This window comes from Parabacteroides sp. KHUB-02 (genome assembly GCF_056640955.1).
The window spans coordinates 3,126,106-3,146,014 of record NZ_JBWQEV010000001.1; the positions used below are offsets into that span (position 1 = coordinate 3,126,106).

The window sequence follows — 19,909 nt, forward strand, 5'->3', positions numbered from 1 at the left end:
ATTTTCTTTGTTATTCGGCTATTCACTCGTACATTTGCAAATGTATGAAAGAAGAACGTAAATATTCATCGGCTCACCCCAATCATCCGAGGGTACACAAAGTGACCTTTATGCTGAATGACGAAGAGCATAAAGCGGTAAAACGTTACCTTTCACGCTACAAGATCGAGAACAAGTCCCGTTGGTACCGAGAGACGATCCTTTCTCACATCCTCAAGACCTTGGAGGAGGATTATCCGACTCTTTTCAACGAAAATGAGATGAGAAGATGAATCCTTTCAATGACGAATATTTCATGAAGCAAGCGTTGGTGGAAGCTCGTGCGGCAGCGTCCGAGGGTGAGGTTCCCGTAGGAGCTGTTATCGTCTGCAACAACCAGATCATAGCGAGGGCGCATAATCAAACCGAATGCTTGAACGACGTGACCGCACATGCCGAGATGTTGGCGATTACGGCCGCCGCCGGAGTCTTAGGAGCGAAATACCTAACAAATTGTAGTCTATACGTAACCGTGGAACCCTGCATAATGTGTGCCGGCGCGATCGGATGGGCACAATTAAGCACGATCGTATACGGGGCATCCGATGATAAAAGAGGTTTCTCCAAATTCGCCCCTCAAGCCTTCCATCCGAAAGCGATTATCAAAAAAGGTATCCTTGAAAAAGAGTGCGCGGAAGAAATGCAGCGTTTCTTTAAGCAAAGACGCTAAGCTCTATTTAACTTCCTCGTAATCCACATACTCCCCTTCATCCTTGGCGAATATCTTCTTACGGTGCACATAAGGTGTACGATCATCATCATCGTCCCGGGCGGTAGTAGTCGTAGAACGATGTCCGGAAGTATTGCTATTTGTTTGACGACGTTGTTCTCCCTTACGAGTGCTGTTTCCGCTACCAAAAAAGATGTTCTTAAAGGTACGCAAGATGGAGAAACCCATCAGAAACACCAACAGGATAAAGAAAAAGAATATTACAAACAAAAACTTAAACATAATCCGATACTTAAATGATTCTTTACTATCACAAACACAAAGATAAGAATTCTTGTTTATCCCTTTTTGTTAAAAATAGACAAGACTATATATAACAGGATGGTTCCAGAGATTCCCAAGAATCCCCATAACGCCACGAAAATAATGGCACAAGCGATCAATATATAGCGAAGCTCATTACCCTTCCACGCTAAGGATTTCACCTTCAGCGAGAACATCGGTATCTCAGACACCAACAGCAAGGAGGTAATAAACGCCAAGATAACAGTCACCAACACGAACAAGCCTTCATTCGCATGAACAACCGGTAAAACAGAATACCCCGCCGAAGCCCAAAATAAAGCATGCGCCGGAACCGGCAAGCCGATAAACGAGGTAGTTTGCCGTTCATCAATATTGAACTTAGCCAAACGCAAACCTGAAAACGTAGGGATCACGAACGCCAGATAAGGGATATACGTATTCAAAGAGCCAAAAGGCAAAGCCGTAGAAGCCTCTCCCAACAACCAATAGACCACCATGCCCGGAGCGAAGCCGAAACTTACCATATCCGACAAGGAATCCAATTCCTTTCCCATCGGCGAGTAAGCCTTCAATAAACGAGCGGCAAAGCCATCGCAGAAATCAAAGACCGCGGCTATAATAATCCAAATCAACGCAGATAAAAGATTTCCGTGCAAGGCCATAACACTGGCGACACACCCGGACAGAAGGCTCAGACACGTAATTGTATTAGGAATATGTTTTCTTATACTCATTTTGACAAACGGGCTATAGGCGTTTGATTGCCTGTTACTTTTTGATCCATCTCTATTAACACCTCTGTTCCTACCGGCAGGTAGACATCCACGCGAGAACCGAATTTAATAAACCCCATTTGCTCGTCCACATGACATTTCTCTCCCGGCCTGGCATACGTAACGATGCGGCGTGCCATCGCCCCGGCAATCTGACGAGCCAAGACATCCACCCCGTTCCTCGTGGTAATCACGACCGCCGAACGTTCGTTCTCCGTACTACTCTTCGGCAGATAAGCCGCCATAAAACGCCCGTTCTGGTGGGAAACATGCTTAACGGTACCGTTTACGGGAAACCAATTGGCATGTACGTTGAAGATAGACATAAAGATAGATATCTGTAGGCACTTCTTATGAAGGATCTCGTTCTCCATCACTTCCTCGATGGCAACGATCGTACCGTCGGCGGGAGCGATCACCAAGCCTTCCGAATCATAAGGAAACCGACGGAAAGGACTACGGAAGAAGTTTAATACCAATAGGAACAATACGGTAGAAACAAAAGCGACAGAATAAAACAGCATACCCTTACCTACCGTATGGTACAAAGTTATATTCACAATAAATAATATTGTAAACAACGTAAGCAGTAAACCGGTTCCTTCTTTATGTACTTTCATTCTTCTTTGACTGTATCGTTTTATACTAAGAATCTGCAAAAATATTCATTTTTACCGAATATCAAAAATATATCACTTATTCACTGCCTCTATTTTGCCTAACTCTACGTACCAAAGGTATCCATCGACCCGCTCGAAACCCATTTTACGAATTAATTGCAGGTAATTTCTTACCTGATTAGGATGGCGCTTATCTTGCCGTTCGCCAAATTTATAATCCACGACAATTACCTTGTTATCTTTTATCATCACCCGGTCCGGGCGTTTAGACAAGCCTTTACCGAACAGGATATCCACTTCATTCAAGACACGGGCGGAACCATCATACCAAGCCTTTACCTCCTCCGCTTGCAATAATTCTTCCAGACGGCTGATCAACTCCGCCGCTTCCTCCCGGTTAATCACCCCGGCTAACTGATAACTTTCGACCGAAGCGGGAATATCTTTCGGCGTACGTATCCGGCTCAATACCTCATGCATCAAGGTACCGTGCTTCCGCCTGGCATTATCGAAAAAGAATCCTTTCCCATGCAGGCGTAATTGTAAACGATCATCCGGGGAAACGGAATACAGGCGGCTCATGGGGATTTCCTCCAGGGTATCTTCTGCCGTTCTACTCGAAGCTGGATGCCACCATTCGCCCCTTTCAAAGGTATCATCCTCGATATCCGTCTCCACCCCCGCCCACAATAGATCGGCGATGGAAGTTATCTTCTCAACCTTACCTTCCTTGTTGATCTTCCTCGGACGGGGGGAGAATACGATCAGTTCTTCTTTCGAACGGGTAAAAGCGACGTATAAGGTGTTCAAGTTATCGATGAAAGCATGCAAGCGCTCCTTGAAATAATCCTTGGCGAAAATCGTGCTACTCAGGATCTGTCCGTAACGGACAGGAACTAAGTGCAGGCGGTCAAACGGCTTCTTCTCCGGGTGGCACCAAAGGATAACGGGCTTTGTCAGCTTATGGTCGATCTCCCAGTCCCCGAAAGGAATGATAACGACCTTAAAACCTAAGCCCTTGGATTTATGTACGGTCAAGATGCGGATAGCGTTTTGCCCATCCGGGGTAGCGATCGTCTTTCGATAACCGGTCTCGTCCCACCATCTCAAGAAACAGTTCAAATCCGCGCTTTCTTTTTGGGCGTACTCGGAAACCATATCCAAAAAGGCTTGCACGAATACCTGTTCCGTTTCCGGGAAGTAAGCGGAGAAGTTACGGAAGAGCCCTTCGGTTACCTCGTACAAGGATTGCCGGGAGATAGACTGAAGGTTTTGAAAAACAGACTCGTCCGCCTCGCTCTCCCCAAATTTTCCGGTTAATACTTGATAGGCATACATCGCCAATTTCCTGTTCGTCCGGTCCTCCGGATTTCGCAAATAGCGCAATACGGCGATCAGGAAACGGACCACCGGAGAACTACCCACGAACAGGGCATCATCGGAGATGATATCGTAATTGTACCGGTCGGACGGATGCTCTTCCTTATAGGCTAGCAACGTATCAGCCACTAAAGCGCCTTCTTGATTGGTACGCACGAGTATGGCGATGTCTTTTAGCGCGTAACCGTTATCCTGCAAGCGCTCCAAGGTAGCCGGCAAGCGCTCCATCGCCTCTTGCTCCCACTTCTTCTCCTCATCGCCGGACAAGAAATCGATCCGTACATGTCCGTCCTTCTTCTGGAAAGGGGGAGGGACACGCTGAATGCTCTTATCATAAGCGGTCATGATCTTCGTGAAAAAGGCCGTGCGTTCCTCCTCGCTTAATGAGGAGGTTTTCAACGCTTCATTATATAGATCTTGCAGGATCGCCGGAGCGGCGGAGAAGAACGCGTTATTAAACTCCACGATATGGCGGCAGCTTCGCCAATTATCCATCAGGGTTTCCTCACGGACCTGTTCCTCCTCGAAATCCCTGCGGACTTGCTCGTCCAATAGCTTCCAATCCGAGTTACGGAAACGATAAATACTTTGCTTCACATCGCCAACGATCAAGTTCGCCCTACCATTCGCCAGACTCTCCTCCACCAAGGGCCGGAAATTATTCCACTGCATGCCGCTGGTATCTTGGAACTCATCGATCATATAATGATCTACGTGCGTACCCGTCTTCTCGTAGATAAAGGGGGCGTCGCTGCCACTGATGACCTTATTCAGCAACTCGGTCGTATCGGCGATCAGCATCACATTCTTTTCTTCCCGGTAAGAGGCGATTTGCCGGGAGATATCGGTTAAGATCCCTAACGTATAATAATAACGCACGATCTCCCGAGCCGTGTTATAGGCCGTCAGGTTGGCGAACAGGGATACGATATTCTTTACGCAGGCATTCAACCCTTCCTCATATACACACCCGATGATCTGCCGGAGACCCGGTGGAGTAGTCTTGGTCGTATAGGCCTCCGGATTATCCGGCAAAGCTTGGAACGTGGCTGTCGGCTCTTTCATCTCACCTCTCGCCAGCTTCTCGAAATAGAAAAAGGGGGAACGACTTCCCCCCTTAAAATCCGAGGGTTGTAACGCGAACTGTTTCAGCAACGCCACTCCCTCCTCTCCTAAACGTTTCGTCTCCGCCTCTACGGAGCGGATAATGGCGTATAGCTCATTCTTATAGGCATCTAGGGCCTGCTTATCCGCAATATCTTTACCGACCTCCTCGCTAAATGCCTTATAACTCTCCTTAAAGACCTCCCGGCTGAGCGACATGATATCCTTCCGCAAGCTCCAGCCGCCACCATCCTCGATCTTGTCCTCGGCGAAACGCAGCAACCAACCTAGCAAATCCTTGCTCTCCGGCTTCTCCAGATCGGCCAGCAGGTTATCGATCGCCTCGGTCAAGACCAGTTCTTGGTCCATCTCGATGCCATAGCCGCCTTGCAAACCGATCTCGCGGGTAAAGGCACGCATCGTTTGCTGGAAAAAGCGGTCGATCGTACTGATATTAAAGGCGGAGTAATCGTGCAGGATAGCGACCAGAATCTTCCGGGCCTGCTCCCTCACCTGCCGCTCCGTTAAGGAATAGGCGGAAGAGAGTAGCTGGATATAATCGGACGTGCGGCCGGAAGCAAGGTGATAAAGTTCTTGGACGATACGGGTTTTCATCTCATCCGTCGCCTTATTCGTAAACGTCACGGCCAAGATCCGGCGGTAAGCGCCCGGCTGGGAGAAGAGTAACATCAGGTACTCCCCTGTCAATTTATGCGTCTTGCCCGCCCCGGCGGAAGCCCTATAGATTGTTAGCATAGCGATCGGGGATTAGATCGTACGGCTTTTCGAATAGCCCTCTTTCCGGAGGATATCCAATACCTTGGCACGCAGGTCCCCTTGGATGATTATCTCCCCGTCCTTCGCAGAGCCGCCTACGCCGCATTTCACTTTCAAGAGTTTCCCCAAGGCGGTCAGATCCTCGGAAGTGCCCCGGAACCCGGTGATCAAGGTAACCATCTTCCCTCCCCGGTTCCGTTTGTCCAAGGAAATACGCAAAGCTTGTTTCTCCTTCGGCAACGTATCTTCCTCCTCCGTATCTCCCGTATTATATTGAAAATCGGGATTCGTGGAGTACATCACGCCTAATCGATCTTTCCAGTCGTTATCCTTCATATATACTATTGTTTTTAATGGTTCAAAGCTACGGATTTATCCCGAAATAGGCAAACAAGCATTTCTTTTCTCCCAATGATGTTTTTCGGGGAAATAAAACACGTCTTTTTGTGACCCAATATTATAATTTATTTCTTACGTTTACATATTCTAATTTTGGTTTCACTTAAATCTAGCAATAAGATGAAGAGTAGTTTGGTTTACTATTCAGCGATATCCATATTTTTCTTTCTTTCTTGTACGGGATCTAAAGAAAAGAGAAATATGGAATCAGATATCATCACCGTGAATCTGGAAAGACGAGACAAGATCTCCACAAAAGACCTATTCTCCGATATCCAAGTCATCCCACTGGAGACAACGCCGGAATCGCTGATCCGTGATATAACCCAAATCAAGTTTTTTGAGGACCGATATTATATCCATGATTATCGAAGATCCCAAATCTTCGTTTTCGACCGGGAGGGACGTTTCCAATTCGCGCTTAACGAAAAAGGAGACGGCCCGGGGCAGTACCTAAATCTGTCTGATTTCGCGATCGATACAGCCCGCAGGAATCTTGTAGTACTCTGCGCCGTCAGCAACGCTCTCTTTTTCTATGACCTAGGGGGTAAATTCATCGAGAAAAAGAGACTTCCGGATATTACTGGAGCCTACAATTCTTTCCAGTTCCAAAACAAGGATACGATCGCTTTCTTCACCTATGATAATGACAATCGCCTGAAGTTCTATTCCCTATCAAGAAATGAGATAATCGATGAATATTTCCCGGAAGAGAGAAAAGATATATTTTGCAGGGGTGTATTTCCATTCCCACACGCTCTCCGCAGATCTTTGACTAACACGATTTATTCACTTTCAGGAGCGACCTTGACTGAGCTTTATCGCTGGGATTTCGGAGATTTAAACAATGACATTGAGAATTTAAAGTTTCGTCCCAATATGAGCAAGCAAGAACAAATCCAATACGTAAAGGACGCCTATTCCTCCAAGAGCGTAAATTATGTAATAGATTCACAAGGGCAAAACAGCAGATACCGATATGCCATGGTTGTCCGTAAAAACAAATACATCCACTTGTTCTATAATAGGGAAAAACATGATTTGCTTCAATTCGAGCGAACCAAGGAAGGCTTGCAACTTTACCCGATCTACTTCGGAGAAGACTTCATCCTTTGTACCCCGGAAGGAGGGCTTCCACTAAATGATCTATTTCCCGAGAAGCTAAGAAATGAGGATCAGCAAAGAATTATTCAATCGCACTCGGAAGAAGAGAATCCAATCTTAGTAAAATATGTTTTCAAAAATGAAGAGTAACCAGAATACTTCTTCCTTCCACCCACAAAAAAACTCTGCCGGATCAGCGCCTCAAACACTCGATCTGGCAGAGTAAACCTCAAATTCAATTATCTCTTAGCGAAATCAATAATCATTTTTCTTTTATACTTAAAATTCAAGTCTCCATCATCCGCATGTACAATCCAATCCCCCCAACAAGATAATTAGAATAGATACACATTTTTTCATTTTCTTGTGTTTTTAGATTGATATAATAAGATTATGCTCACAATTCAGCGGAAATAGACTTAGAAAAAGTACGGTTGCAAGTTCGTGAAAAAAATATTAATACAGCAAAATAAATCAATCATATTCAAGAATAATTTCCATTTTCAAAACTCATCATAAAGATTTATCGAATGAACCTTTAATATCTAACACACTAGAACACCATATGCCGCTATCCAGAGATATGGAATATCTTTTGTTATTGTACACATTATATGTTTCCTTAGAATAGATACCCTAATAATCATGATTACTATCTATAGTAAACCCGATCTACTATACATAGTAATTCAAAATACTATGGATAGAAATTCGAAGAGACCAAGTCTCGTTTACATAAATAGTTAAATATCAATATTATGCAATTATAACAGGTAAAAAACAGACTTATTGTATATTTTTTCGAAATAAAATTCAGTACGATTGTCCAGCGCAAAAATATTATACGCCACCAAACATCATATGTCTCAACGAGGAGTCGCACACGTATCCGTATCAAAACCATTATTTTATGAAGATGACAGACAAAGCCTTTGCTTTATAAAAGCGGATTCACTACATTTGCTACAAAATTTTCTATTGATGCTTATATCGCTTAGAATCATCGACCATGAAAAATACAATTCCTCTCATATTACTTTTATTTTGTATCCATTTGGGCGTGGGCGCACGACCCTCAGAAGGCAAGTCGATCGTCGTACTGCACTCCATCAACTTCGAGGAAAGCTGGACGAAACAGACCTATCTTGATATAGAAAATAAATTCGGGAAGGAAGGGTTTACCGTAAAGGCGATTCCCTTACAGATCCCCGGAATCCGCACGATGGAAGGTTTTCAAGAGAAGAGAAAAATGATCCTAGAGAGAGTACCTGTGCCACCCACCTTAGTCGTATGCATAGGAGATCCCTCTTGGCTTATCACCCGCCCGTTGTTTGACAAGGAATGGAAAGATGTTCCCTCTATCATCTGCTATGCCAGAGATAATATGTACCCGAAAGAAGAATATCTGATAGATCTGGATACCAACGCGCTCGAGACCTTAACCCCCATCACGGACGTAGTAAAAGGCTATAACGCCACTTTTATAAAATACTCAGTCTATATCAAGCAGACGATCGAGCTAATCAAAAAGCTACAACTGGGATTAACCAAGCTGGCCTTTATTTTCGACCATCGTTATATAAGTCAGCAAACGAAAGCGGATGTGGAGGCCGTGCTACGGAAAGATTTCCCGGGCATCCAATTCGAGCCGCTGTCTACGACTTCCATTTCCACCGAGAACTTATTGGACAGGTTGGCCTCTTTCGACAATAAGACCGGCGTCCTTTATTACTCATGGTACAGGACCCAGAAGGACAACGAGAATCGTTATCTAGTCGATAACGTCCAGAAAATGATTAACAGCTTCTCAGTTCCCCCCGTCTTTACCTTGCAAGACGTACAAACAAAAAACGGGAATTTCGCCGGGGGATATTATGTTTCTCCGGAGGATTACGCGCAGGTGACGGCCAACACGATCGAAATGATCCTCTCGGGAAAAGATAGCAAAGAAATCTCTACCCTGACTTCGGGAACCCCGAAGACTTACCTGAATTACCAACACCTATTGCTTCACCAAATCGATCCCGGCTTATATCCCCCAAACGCCACTTATTTCCAAGAGCCTCCCGGTTTCTTTCAGAAATACAAGGTCCATATCATAAGCCTACTCGTCATTCTGGTGTTATTGATAACGATAGGGATATTACGGGTACACCTCTTTATCCAAAAGCAAAAGGGCAAAGACAAGGAACTACGAATCGCACGCCAAGCGCAGGACTTAAACCAGAAATATCAACTCGTCTTGAAAGCCAGCAACATGATGACATGGACGTGGGACGTAAGAGCCGAGATCATAGAGTGCAATAATGTCTACCTCACCCAAAGATCCGCCCGTGACAAAGGCGTAAACGGGATATTCAAGATGTCGCCCGATGAGTTCTATAGCGGCGTGTACCCGGATGACCTAGACCGGCTCCGTGATAAGATGGAAGCACTTGCCTCCGGCGAGGGCCAACCAGTAGATGAGGAAATCCGCTACCTAGACGATACGGGGGAAAACTATATATGGATAGAAATTTACGCCATCACCGGCAAGACCGATCCCGTCGGTAAACCTATCTACCTGATCGGGGGAACTGCCCTGATCCACCAACGCAAGCTGATGGAGCAGGAATTGAGGGACAAAGCGAAGGTAGAGGAATCCAACCGGCTGAAATCAGCCTTCCTAGCGAACATGAGCCACGAGATACGTACCCCGCTGAACGCTATCGTAGGGTTCTCGAACCTGCTCGCCCAAACAAACCCCTCCGAGGAGACAAAAGAATTTTGCGAGATCATCGAGACGAACAACGAACTTCTCCTTCAACTCGTGAACGATATTCTGGATCTATCGAAGATCGAGGCCGGGCAAATGGATTTCATCTATTCCGAGTTCAACGTATCCACGCTATTCCGGAGCTTATACCAGACCCTCCAAAGCCGGGTGAAAGGCGGAGTCACTCTCTATTGCGAGATACCCGAACAGGATTGTGTTATCTATTCCGAGAAGAATCGCTTGACCCAAGTGATCACCAACTTCCTCACGAACGCCTGTAAATTCACGTTCCAAGGGTCTATCCGCATGGGATACAAGGAGAGGGAAGATGGATTATACTTTTACGTAAAAGATACCGGAAAAGGTATTGAGCGAAAGAACCTCCCGCACGTATTCGAGCGTTTCGCCAAATTCGATTCCTTTATCCAAGGAACCGGACTCGGGCTATCCATTTGCCAAACGATCCTAGAGAATCTTCACGGGAAGATCGGCGTAGAGTCGGAAGAAGGAAAAGGGAGTACTTTCTGGTTTACGATCCCATGCGCTGTATCAAGACCGTAGCGTAAGCCGAGATCCCTTCCTGCCGTCCGGTAAAGCCCAGCTTCTCCGTGGTCGTAGCCTTGATAGAGATATCCTCCTCGTCCACGTTCATGACCTCGGCCAGCGTTTTCTTCATCAGAGGGATATGGGGATTCAATTTAGGGCGTTCGGCGGCTACGGTGGCATCGATATTACCCAACTCATAGCCCGCGTCTCTCAAAAGCTTCATGGTGTCACGAAGCAATATCTTGCTATCAATGTTCTTATATTCACCTGCCGTATCCGGGAAATGATAACCGATATCCCGCATATTGGCCGCTCCCAGTAAAGCGTCACAGACCGCATGGATCAGCACGTCCGCATCGCTATGTCCCAATAGGCCCAACGTATGCTCGATCTTAATCCCGCCCAGCCATAATTCCCGGTCCGGCACCAAGGCGTGGACGTCATAACCAAAACCTACACGTATCTTCATACCCATTTATCTGAAAAGGTTCTTGATTCCATCCATATCGAACGACAAGGAGAAGCGCAATGTCTGGTCCAACGGGTTACTCTGTACCGTACTGATCAGATAAGCGGCATCCAACTGGAAAACACTCATGCGGAAACCGGCACCGACCGAGAAATACTGACGGTTTCCCTGATATTTATTCTCATAGTAATAACCGCCACGAACAAAGAACTGCTGATTGTAATTATACTCCAGACCGATAGAGGCCATAATCTCCTCCAGCTCGCCCTTGAAGCCATTCGGCGAGTCACCGAATGATTTGAAGATACCGGTGATGGGCGACATGTTGTTGTAATCCTCTTTCCTCTTATTGAAATCGGCCTCATCCTCCCCGCTATCCTGCCGAGGCTCGACAGGAACCAAGTACTTACTCAAATCCACGTAGATACCGATCTGGTTATAATCATCGATCGGGTAGAGCAAGCCGGTACCTACCTTCAGCGTCGTAGGCAAGAACTGGTTCGTATTTCCACCATCGTAAGAGACCTTCGTACCGATATTGGAGACATTAAAACCAAAGCTCCACAAGCACTCGCTATTCCCTAAGATCACGTATTTCTCGAGATAACCGGCGATATCGGCGGCAAAAGCGTTATCCGGAACCATATCCGCATCCGACGAGGCACCCATGTCCGAACGAATATAGCGCAAGGCGACTGCCATAGAAAACACATCCGATAATTTACGGCTATAACTTACATCAAAAGCCATCTCATAAGGATTCAATATGAGCTGATTACCCATTCCTCCATCCCGGCTTTCCTGTACTTCTCCTAAAGAGAAATAACGCAAAGAAGCTCCGATCGCCTGCATATCGCTATCGCCTAATTTATAATAACCGGCCAGATACGCTAAAGCCACATCATTCACCAATTTACGTAACCAAGGCGTATAGGATAAAGCGACTCCGGCCTTACTATAGCTAAAAGCATACTTAGCCGGGTTCCAGTATTGGGAATTCACATCCGGCGTAGTAGCCACACCGTTATCACCCATAGCACCTCCGCGAGCGTCGGGCGCGATAGACAAAGACGGTATCGCCGTATTAATCGGGGCGAATTTATGTTTAACATCGTCTGCGCCTCCTTGGGCATATAATAAAGCCGTAAATGCCGTCAAAAAGCTGAAAACCGCTAGTAACAGACTGAATCTTGAAACTCTTACCATATATTCTATTCTAAAAATACATTTACATTTATCATTCCTAGAGGGTAATAAACATACCCCCATGCTTATTATAAACTAATTACCCGATACTTTATTGTGCGAGAATGATTAATTTATTCGCTTTCGTCGCCTCTTTCGAGTTATTCGTACTAATCGCCGCCCGATACAGATAAACTCCCGGGCGCAACCGCCTGCCACCGTTATCCGTCAAGTTCCAAGTTACGATATAAGCCTTAAACAACTCGGAGGAACCGCTCTTCTCGGTACTCCATAGGAACTTACCGGTCATATCATAAACCATAACCGTCACCTTTAAGTTCGACTCCGGACGATTGTGATGCAGAAAGAATTCCACTTGATCCCGTGCCGGATTCGGGGTGGCATACATCTCGATCAGATTAGGTTTCAACCCTTCCGCCACCTCAAAAGTAAAGGTATAGGTCGTGGAGTTATTTAAGATATCCCACACCTTAAACTCGGCCGTATGCATTCCCGGCTCCAGCTCGGGGATGGAGAACTGGACAAGTCCTTCGTTCTCACTATCTGGTAGCAACGCATAATAACTATTTAAGTTATAGCTCATAGAGGGCATACTATCAATCGTCAATATCATATCATGCCCTACGCTACTGCCGGTTATATTCACGCCGCTCTTATCCCACAGCTTCGCTACAAAATAAGGAGTCGTGTTTACCTTATCGCCCGAAACAAAACTGGAATCATTCAAATAGATCTGCCGGATTTCGGGACCGATCGTATCAGTCTCCGCCGTATCCGAAGTCCCCCACACGATAAAATCAAAGAAAGAACCCTGCGCCTCTTTTGTCTCGGAAGACGCATATAGGTTTAATTTACCTTTCTTATTGGAATAAGAGATATCCTTCGGGACCATAAAAGTAAAGCTGAACTTTCCATTTCGAACCGAGTCTCTACCTATATAAATCGTATTCGGATAATCGAGATAAGTGAATTTCTCAGAGCTATTCCCTAAAGTCGTAATGGAACTTTGGCTATCAAATATGGTCGAGCTTAATACGCCCGTGAAATCCGCGGCAAAAGAACCTGACGGATTCAAGATTTCACCCTCTACCGTAATCCGGGATAACGCCTTAAACTCAAAAGGCTCATCAGAAACAGCTTCTCCATTCACAGCCGTCACCCGAGCCTTATACTCTGGATACGCAAACTTTAACGCCGGGTCTCCGATTAAGATAAAGTTCAATTTATTTGAGTCATTGAGTTGACGTTTCGTATACATCATCGCCTCTCCAAGCGTATAACGGCTATTCGCGTCTTCTTGGAACAGGTTATCAATGAGCGCCTTATTTAAGTTCGCATTATTACCGGAGAACACGACACGGGTCGTCGTAAACAAAGCGATACCCCCACTGGTAGGATTCAAGAAAACAGATTCACCCGCAGAAGTTTTCACATCGTCAAAACGGGTAAAATCGCAGGTAGCCGTCACCCACACCGGCAGATGCTTATAGCTGGAATTATTGATATCGGTTTGTGTCCATACGCTTTCGTCCGCCCAATGGGTCGTACTACCATGCCCCGTATAATTAATCAACAACTGACCACTTTTTAATAGTTTCTCAATCTCATTATGCACATCCGGATAAGTCCCGAGGCTGCTACGCTTATAAGCATCGAAATACACTTTATTAACTAGAAAACCGGGTTGCATCTCTTCAATGGCCTCAGCAAGCTGATCTGCCTGCTTCATATGATTCGTTGTGAAGCTATCCTCATTATTTCCATCATCCGCCACGAATGTCACGTTATTCTTCCAACTACCCGAATCCTTGTTCTCCATATAAGAAATCGTCTTATCCACCATCTGAGTCGCCTCCGTTACTGTACGGATTGGAAAGCGCCCGACACCCAGACACATCTTATCTCGGCTAAAATTACTGCCGGAATTATCCTCTAAAAACGCAAAATAATCATCTGTCGCATAAGAGTAGACATTCAATGACTCTTGAGACTGGAAAGTCAGGAGCATATTACTCCGCGAAACACCTTGAACCTCACCGCTTATTCCCCGATTATCATAGATCCCGTCTCCGAAAAGCAATAAATATTTTGGAGGATTACCCAAAGAAGAACTACGATCGTAAAACATCTTCATCAAACGACGATATGCCGTCGCATCTGGAGTTCCACTAGAGAACTCATTATAAATCGCCTCTGGAGTTACGACTTCAACAGTCAAGCCATCTTTCTCACGGTGCGCAACCGCCAAACGCTCCGCCTGCTGAACCAAAGACGGGGCCGATATAATAATCATATCCCTCTGTTCCAAACCATGCAGATTCGAGGAAGCGACTTCTCCCACGACTTCCGGAGAAGGAAATGTTTGATTGGTTTGAACCAACACAAACTCCCTCAATCTACCCGCTGGTATTGTAAATGAAAGCTCAGAACCATTCAGATCGGCTTCCACTCTCTTCACATTCAACGCATCGGTCACATCAAACACCAAGGTATTCGAATTCGCCTCGCTAATAACAAAGCGAGACGAATTTCCTACAGAAGTCAAGCTTCTGAAAAAAGTACAAGCCCCATAAGGGCGCAACGTACGGACAAATTGCATACGGATATAGTCCAAACGTACATTCGTATGTCCACTTGAACTATAGGAAACCACTACGTTATTTTTCTCACTTTTTGATCCCTTCCATAACGCGGTGGTTGTCCCGGGAATCGCCTTTGTATACGATCTGACATTCGAGCTTACTGTTTGGATAGAAGGTATGGTTATATCCAACAATTCGGAGTCATTGATACTTAAAGAAGCCGTACCGGAGCCAGAGTTAATTCTTGAGATAAAACGCATGGTCACCTTACCATCCGCATCCGTAATCCCGGGGATAGAAGAAAAGGTAGAAATTGTACGAGGGCGTGCCCCACTAAAGTCCTCTCCAAAAAACTCCCGGCCGGATTGGTTTACGGAGACTAACTCTTGCTCATGCAATAGATAATCATCATAAGTCGTAATCCGAGTGGAAGCGCCACTCGCTTGAGCCACGGAAGTCATATCATTCGTCGGAGTGGCATCGGTCACAAAATAATAGCCATACAATGAATAAGGATTATTCGTATGCACGAATGTCTGGCTCGACGAGTCATACTCCCATTTAACCGGCCCTTTCCCGTAGAATAACAGGTAATCACTCCCACGCCAAACCGGTGTAGAAGGGACATCATCGATATATTCCTTACTGAAATCCTCATCCAAGGGCCATCCTCCATAGCCATGGACAGAGACTTTCGATGGGTCCGAGAAACCCATATTCTTCAAATCCGCATAGGATAATTTGTAGATTCCGGTCTTATCCACCCGGATCTTCACCCATTTCCCCTCCGATAACAGGGATTTAGAAGCATAACGGCTACCATCCGCCCATGTATATGAGCAAAGTAATAAACCTATAATGAATATATATATTAATCTTCTCATCTCACATAAAAATCCAGAAGCTTCCGCTCGCCAAGATATCCCTCCAGATGATCGTCGATCTTCACGGGACCTACGCCAGCAGGTGTTCCGGTATAAATCAAATCGCCTATTTTCAGCGTAAAGAAGCGACTTACGTACGCGATAATCTTATCTACCGAAAACAGCATATTCGAGGTATTGCCTTCCTGTACCTTCGAGCCATTGATATCCAGATGGAACGGAAGCCGGTTTACATCCCCCGCTTGCTCCAGCGGAATAAAGGTCCCGATCACAGCCGAATTATCAAACGCCTTACTAATCTCCCACGGTAGCCCTTGCGCACGCAATTTATTCTGCAAATCCCGTGCCGTGAAATCAATACCGACCGTAACCTCATTGTAATAACGATGAGCGAAACGCTCGGCTATATTTTTCCCCAAACGGTCTATCCGTACCACGATCTCCGTCTCATAATGAACTTCCGATGAGAAATCCGGAATAAAAAACGGTTTCCCATCTTTCAACAAAGAGGAGTCCGACTTCATAAAAATAGTAGGCTCTGATAATTCTAACGAATGATGCAGCTCTTTATTGTGAGCGGCATAGTTCATTCCAACGGCGATAATCTTCATATTTTAGTGATTCATTGAGTTCAATCGATTAAACATAACAGCTAAATGCGCATACATAGAAGTATTCTGGACTACGATATGTTCCGGCACCCGTATACGGAAGGGGGTAAAATTCCAAAGAGCCTTGATTCCTCCCTCGATAATCCGGTCTGTCACCTCCTGCGCTTTCTCCACCGGCACGGTGATCACCCCGATCGTCGCGCCATATTCTTTCTGCTTGGCAGGAAAATCATCCATATGAAAAACGGGAATGCCATTAATCATGTTCCCGTCCAAATCCTCACGAACATCAAAGCCCGCCACGATCTCCAATCCATATTGACTTAGTCCGGTGTCATGCAACAAAGAAGCGCCCAGACTCCCTACCCCAAACAGAAATGCCTTATGCTGGGATGTAAAACCGAGGAAATCCTCCAGTACGTCAACCAATGCGTTAATATCGTATCCCACTCTCGTCTTCCCGGAGATATTCACAAAAGAGAGATCTTTAGCGACCTGACTAGGATCTACATTTATCTCCTTAGCGATCTGGGTGGATGAGATAAACGTTTCCCCTTTTCCTTTCATCAACTTTACAAACGCAAGATACCACGGCAACCTCCTTAACGTAGGTTCCGGCACTTTCCATGCCTGTTTTATATCATCGCTGGCCATTGTCTAATTCTCCTATTCATGTATAACATTCGTGCAAGCTTGCAAAAGTACAAAATTAAAGACATTCACCAAAAAAGACCGCATTCATGAATAATTTACTCGTCCCAAAATAATAAGAGCGGAAATTCAGATCATCAGCAAAGACAAATACCGCCCCACTCTTATATTTCTTAGCGAACACAGCCGGCGTATTCCGCAATAAACTCTCATTTTTCTCCGAAAGAAATCCGGACAACAACGGTTTTTCCGTATAATGCAGAGGAGAGACGTAAGGATCGCTATCTTTCTCAAAAATCAAGTTTCCTTTTTTTAGAACCGCTATCTCCGGTTGTTCTAATCCCCAAGCCAACGGATGAGAGCTATCCAGAGAGCAACTCAAGATAACACCGCTGATGCTATTTTCTGCCGCCGCCTCTTTCTTCTCCGAGTAAGCCCGATAACGGGTAGAATCCTCTTTAAATGAAGCGTCTTTCACCAAGATCGGAAGAATCCCGGATTTATCAACCCAAGAGTAGGCCTTTCCCGAGGCGATCAACGTACCGCCATTCGCTACCCAATCCTTCAATGCCTTTTCCGACTCTTTCGTGAGATCCGGAATTCCATTCGCCAGAATAATCACATTATAACGGCTCAACTTCCGGGATGTCAGCGTAGCGGTAGCCTCAATCAATGTCGGTCTCATCTGGAAACGTCGATCTAATAAAAACCACGCCTCGCCGGAATCCGGAACTCCCATCGTACGTCCCACAAGAATGGCTACCTTCGGTAATTTCAACGCCGTATAAGCCGGGCTACCCAAATCCACGTCTTGCATCAATCCGGTTGTAGCCGCATAGATATCCACACCCGATTCTTTCGCCAGTTTAGACAATAGCTCATAAAGCTCATCGGAAGATACCGGTTGATTCCACGCAGATACCAAGATTGTACCGTACCCCATCTCTTTCTCTATATCTCCCGAACGGAAATGGAACGGGCGATTACTTGCTTGTACATGAATACCTTTCCGCAATAACTCATACATCACTTTCGGGGTATAGAACTCTACATTCGTAAAAAGGTATCCATAATCACTTTTACCGCCAATCATTTGACCGGGTACAAACCGATTCTCCACAACCTGCTTACCGATAAAGCCATTCGTATTCTTCACTTGCGCGAATTCCAAATTAAACGCATAAGGGAAGGACCAAGTAGAGATATCATAGAAAGTACTATCCTCATAGCTTAGGCAATCTTCCATAATCGCACGGATCATCGTGTTATTTTTCTGATCCACCGGGATGATAAAGGCCTCATCCGCCTTAAACGTCTTCCCATCCACCGAGAAGTCTTTCGCCAAATGATATACGTTAATCCGGTGATGCCCCATATTCTCGATAAAATGATAGCCCACAGAGCGAGAGCCACGGGTATCGAAGACATATCCTTTTACCGGCTGCTTAGCGATATCCGCCTTGACATTCTTATAATAATCCCGTTGGTAAGCCAGTAATTTATCTTTTAGCCGATAGCCGGCAAGGATCGTACCATACGAACCGAATGCTTGGTTACGAATCGTCCACGCAAACGAGCGCACCCCATTACGAGTCTCCCGCAAATGCCCCCGGGACGTACCCTGCTCATAAAGCAAGCAAACCGATCCGTGAATATCACCATAGGCGGCTCCTTTGCCGTAGTAATAATCATCGTATCCCTCCTTTGAGTAATACAACGTACCGATCTTATCCAACTCCTTTGCGCAATAAGCCGATACTTCCGCCGTAAGCTCTTGATTTTGCCGAGGAGTCAACTGATGCGTACGCTTCGGATGCCCCGGACTGAAATAGTAAGGTCGATCAGCGCCTTGCTCATGTTGGTCGGCCAATACATTCGGCATCCATTTAAAATAGGTATTCACTCCTGTAATCCCTTCCGGGTGTTGCGCCATCAGCCAATCCCGGTTGCAATCCGCCCAATAATGATTCGTACGGCTAGAAGGCCATGGCTCTTGGAATTCCCGGGAATTAAGGTCACTTACGTCCGTTTGGCTACGGGTCGTATTCACCCAATTAGCGAACCGGTTTATGCCATCAGGATTAGCTCCCGGATATAGAACGATCACCGTATTTCTCAACAGGTCATCGATCTCATTACTTTGCGCCGCCGCCAAGAAGTAAGCGACAGCCAATGAAGCGTTCACGCCGGAAGGCTCATTTCCGTGGATACTATATACCAAGTTGACAACAACCGGCATTTTCCGTATATCCAGATCCGTGGAACGATCTACATCGGTCAAGGCCAAATGTTCCTCTCTAATCTTTTCTATATTTCGTTGGTTTTCCGAAGAGGTAATTACCACCTCTATAAAAGGACGATATTGATAAGTACGCCCTACTTCCTGCAAGGTCACCCGATCCGAGGCTTCAGCCAAAGCCTTCATATATTCAACGACTTGTCCCCAATCGGCATGTTGACGTCCCAATTGAAAACCTAAAACCGTTGCAGGTTCAGGGATATTCGAATCGTACTGGTAATTGCCTTCCGGCAAGAAATAGGATAAATCATACGTTGTCTCCACCGTCTTAGGTTGGGCGAAAAGGTCTACCGACACACAGATAAACAGCAAAGAGATAATGCAGCTAGCTTTCATCTTGACAAAGGATTTTTCATATAAACGATCATGTTCTTGCCAAAATTACGAATAATTGACAACATAAAAAAGCTCCGGTGGAAAATCCGACCGGAGCTTGTCTTTTCTTCCGGGTTCCATCCTCACGGAAGTACTGACGGAGAGCTTTAATTATTACCTTAGTCTGTTCTGCCTCACGGCTTACTTGGAGACGAATCTATGCACGGGAATTTTAGAATTATAATATCATAATCTATTTACACGGATTATTTAACAACTGTCTTAATCACATTCTCACCTTCTACAACTACGCTACCTGCAGATACTGCGATTCTACCGTTATCGGAAGTAATAACTGTCTCTACGATCCTTTTTCCCGTATAAGCCTAGGAGACATTCGAATCTTTTGTATTTTTACA

16 protein-coding genes are annotated in these 19,909 nt (G+C 45.5%); 4 read left to right on the forward strand and 12 right to left on the reverse strand.

All coding sequences use genetic code 11. The features are described from left to right. Positions 1–44: 44 nt before the first annotated feature. Both ACYIA1_RS13725 and ACYIA1_RS13730 read left to right on the forward strand, forming a co-directional pair. Entirely contained in the window at positions 45–272 is a 228-nt protein-coding gene (locus tag ACYIA1_RS13725) for a hypothetical protein (RefSeq protein WP_005861242.1), read from the forward strand. Further along, on the forward strand, positions 269–709 hold the full coding sequence (locus tag ACYIA1_RS13730; protein ID WP_008780688.1) for a nucleoside deaminase: 441 nt from the start codon (positions 269–271) through the stop codon (positions 707–709). The genes ACYIA1_RS13725 and ACYIA1_RS13730 overlap by 4 nt, the downstream gene beginning before the upstream one ends. Before the next feature lie 3 nt (positions 710–712). On the opposite strand, the gene ACYIA1_RS13735 is transcribed toward ACYIA1_RS13730, so the two are convergent. The 5 genes from ACYIA1_RS13735 to ACYIA1_RS13755 form a co-directional block, all read right to left on the reverse strand. Then, the gene (locus tag ACYIA1_RS13735) at positions 713–991 is read right to left on the reverse strand and encodes a DUF4834 family protein (protein ID WP_005861240.1); all 279 of its coding nucleotides are present in this window, start codon (positions 989–991) and stop codon (positions 713–715) included. A gap of 56 nt (positions 992–1,047) precedes the next feature. Continuing rightward, positions 1,048–1,749 carry a CDP-alcohol phosphatidyltransferase family protein gene (locus tag ACYIA1_RS13740; protein ID WP_048927943.1) on the reverse strand — a complete coding sequence of 234 codons (702 nt, stop codon included), beginning with the start codon at positions 1,747–1,749 and terminating at the stop codon, positions 1,048–1,050. Beyond that, the gene (locus ACYIA1_RS13745) at positions 1,746–2,408 is read right to left on the reverse strand and encodes a phosphatidylserine decarboxylase family protein (RefSeq protein WP_427486447.1); all 663 of its coding nucleotides are present in this window, start codon (positions 2,406–2,408) and stop codon (positions 1,746–1,748) included. The genes ACYIA1_RS13740 and ACYIA1_RS13745 overlap by 4 nt, the downstream gene beginning before the upstream one ends. A 72-nt stretch (positions 2,409–2,480) precedes the next feature. Beyond that, the gene (locus ACYIA1_RS13750) at positions 2,481–5,648 is read right to left on the reverse strand and encodes a UvrD-helicase domain-containing protein (RefSeq protein ID WP_427486448.1); all 3,168 of its coding nucleotides are present in this window, start codon (positions 5,646–5,648) and stop codon (positions 2,481–2,483) included. Between the two features lie 12 nt (positions 5,649–5,660). Further along, positions 5,661–6,005 carry a translation initiation factor gene (locus ACYIA1_RS13755; protein WP_008773880.1) on the reverse strand — a complete coding sequence of 115 codons (345 nt, stop codon included), beginning with the start codon at positions 6,003–6,005 and terminating at the stop codon, positions 5,661–5,663. A 183-nt stretch (positions 6,006–6,188) separates the two neighbouring features. On the opposite strand from ACYIA1_RS13755, the gene ACYIA1_RS13760 reads away from it, so the two are divergent. Next, entirely contained in the window at positions 6,189–7,322 is a 1,134-nt protein-coding gene (locus tag ACYIA1_RS13760; protein WP_480335546.1) for a 6-bladed beta-propeller, read from the forward strand. An 859-nt stretch (positions 7,323–8,181) separates the two neighbouring features. After that, on the forward strand, positions 8,182–10,488 hold the full coding sequence (locus ACYIA1_RS13765; protein ID WP_480335548.1) for a sensor histidine kinase: 2,307 nt from the start codon (positions 8,182–8,184) through the stop codon (positions 10,486–10,488). Here the strand turns inward: ACYIA1_RS13765 and ispF are convergent. The 7 genes from ispF to ACYIA1_RS13800 all read right to left on the reverse strand — a co-directional run bounded on the left by ispF (position 10,457) and on the right by ACYIA1_RS13800 (position 19,858). Then, positions 10,457–10,942: a 2-C-methyl-D-erythritol 2,4-cyclodiphosphate synthase gene (gene ispF / locus ACYIA1_RS13770; protein WP_005866785.1), complete on the reverse strand. Its 486-nt coding sequence runs from the start codon at positions 10,940–10,942 to the stop codon at positions 10,457–10,459. The genes ACYIA1_RS13765 and ispF overlap by 32 nt on opposite strands. Positions 10,943–10,948: 6 nt before the next feature. After that, a complete protein-coding gene (porV, locus tag ACYIA1_RS13775) occupies positions 10,949–12,148 on the reverse strand; it encodes a type IX secretion system outer membrane channel protein PorV (protein ID WP_480335550.1) in 1,200 nt (399 codons plus the stop codon). A gap of 91 nt (positions 12,149–12,239) precedes the next feature. Next, positions 12,240–15,614, reverse strand: a complete 3,375-nt coding sequence (gene porU / locus ACYIA1_RS13780) for a type IX secretion system sortase PorU (protein ID WP_480335552.1) — start codon at positions 15,612–15,614, stop codon at positions 12,240–12,242. Beyond that, a complete protein-coding gene (locus tag ACYIA1_RS13785) occupies positions 15,611–16,225 on the reverse strand; it encodes a fumarylacetoacetate hydrolase family protein (protein WP_005861219.1) in 615 nt (204 codons plus the stop codon). Before ACYIA1_RS13785 ends, porU begins: the two co-directional genes overlap by 4 nt. A 3-nt stretch (positions 16,226–16,228) precedes the next feature. Then, on the reverse strand, positions 16,229–16,879 hold the full coding sequence (locus ACYIA1_RS13790) for a redox-sensing transcriptional repressor Rex (RefSeq protein ID WP_022192530.1): 651 nt from the start codon (positions 16,877–16,879) through the stop codon (positions 16,229–16,231). Between the two features lie 55 nt (positions 16,880–16,934). After that, entirely contained in the window at positions 16,935–19,511 is a 2,577-nt protein-coding gene (locus ACYIA1_RS13795) for a M14 family metallopeptidase (RefSeq protein ID WP_480335554.1), read from the reverse strand. A gap of 245 nt (positions 19,512–19,756) precedes the next feature. Continuing rightward, a complete protein-coding gene (locus ACYIA1_RS13800) occupies positions 19,757–19,858 on the reverse strand; it encodes a hypothetical protein (RefSeq protein ID WP_220445764.1) in 102 nt (33 codons plus the stop codon). Between the last annotated feature and the right edge of the window lie 51 nt (positions 19,859–19,909).

Coding starts and splice junctions, on each gene's coding strand:
- ACYIA1_RS13725 (WP_005861242.1), top strand. CDS start 45: ATGAAAGAAGAACGTAAATATTCATCGGCTCACCCCAATCATCCGAGG.
- ACYIA1_RS13730 (WP_008780688.1), top strand. CDS start 269: ATGAATCCTTTCAATGACGAATATTTCATGAAGCAAGCGTTGGTGGAA.
- ACYIA1_RS13735 (WP_005861240.1), bottom strand. CDS start 991: ATGTTTAAGTTTTTGTTTGTAATATTCTTTTTCTTTATCCTGTTGGTG.
- ACYIA1_RS13740 (WP_048927943.1), bottom strand. CDS start 1,749: ATGAGTATAAGAAAACATATTCCTAATACAATTACGTGTCTGAGCCTT.
- ACYIA1_RS13745 (WP_427486447.1), bottom strand. CDS start 2,408: ATGAAAGTACATAAAGAAGGAACCGGTTTACTGCTTACGTTGTTTACA.
- ACYIA1_RS13750 (WP_427486448.1), bottom strand. CDS start 5,648: ATGCTAACAATCTATAGGGCTTCCGCCGGGGCGGGCAAGACGCATAAA.
- ACYIA1_RS13755 (WP_008773880.1), bottom strand. CDS start 6,005: ATGAAGGATAACGACTGGAAAGATCGATTAGGCGTGATGTACTCCACG.
- ACYIA1_RS13760 (WP_480335546.1), top strand. CDS start 6,189: ATGAAGAGTAGTTTGGTTTACTATTCAGCGATATCCATATTTTTCTTT.
- ACYIA1_RS13765 (WP_480335548.1), top strand. CDS start 8,182: ATGAAAAATACAATTCCTCTCATATTACTTTTATTTTGTATCCATTTG.
- ispF (WP_005866785.1), bottom strand. CDS start 10,942: ATGAAGATACGTGTAGGTTTTGGTTATGACGTCCACGCCTTGGTGCCG.
- porV (WP_480335550.1), bottom strand. CDS start 12,148: ATGGTAAGAGTTTCAAGATTCAGTCTGTTACTAGCGGTTTTCAGCTTT.
- porU (WP_480335552.1), bottom strand. CDS start 15,614: ATGAGAAGATTAATATATATATTCATTATAGGTTTATTACTTTGCTCA.
- ACYIA1_RS13785 (WP_005861219.1), bottom strand. CDS start 16,225: ATGAAGATTATCGCCGTTGGAATGAACTATGCCGCTCACAATAAAGAG.
- ACYIA1_RS13790 (WP_022192530.1), bottom strand. CDS start 16,879: ATGGCCAGCGATGATATAAAACAGGCATGGAAAGTGCCGGAACCTACG.
- ACYIA1_RS13795 (WP_480335554.1), bottom strand. CDS start 19,511: ATGAAAGCTAGCTGCATTATCTCTTTGCTGTTTATCTGTGTGTCGGTA.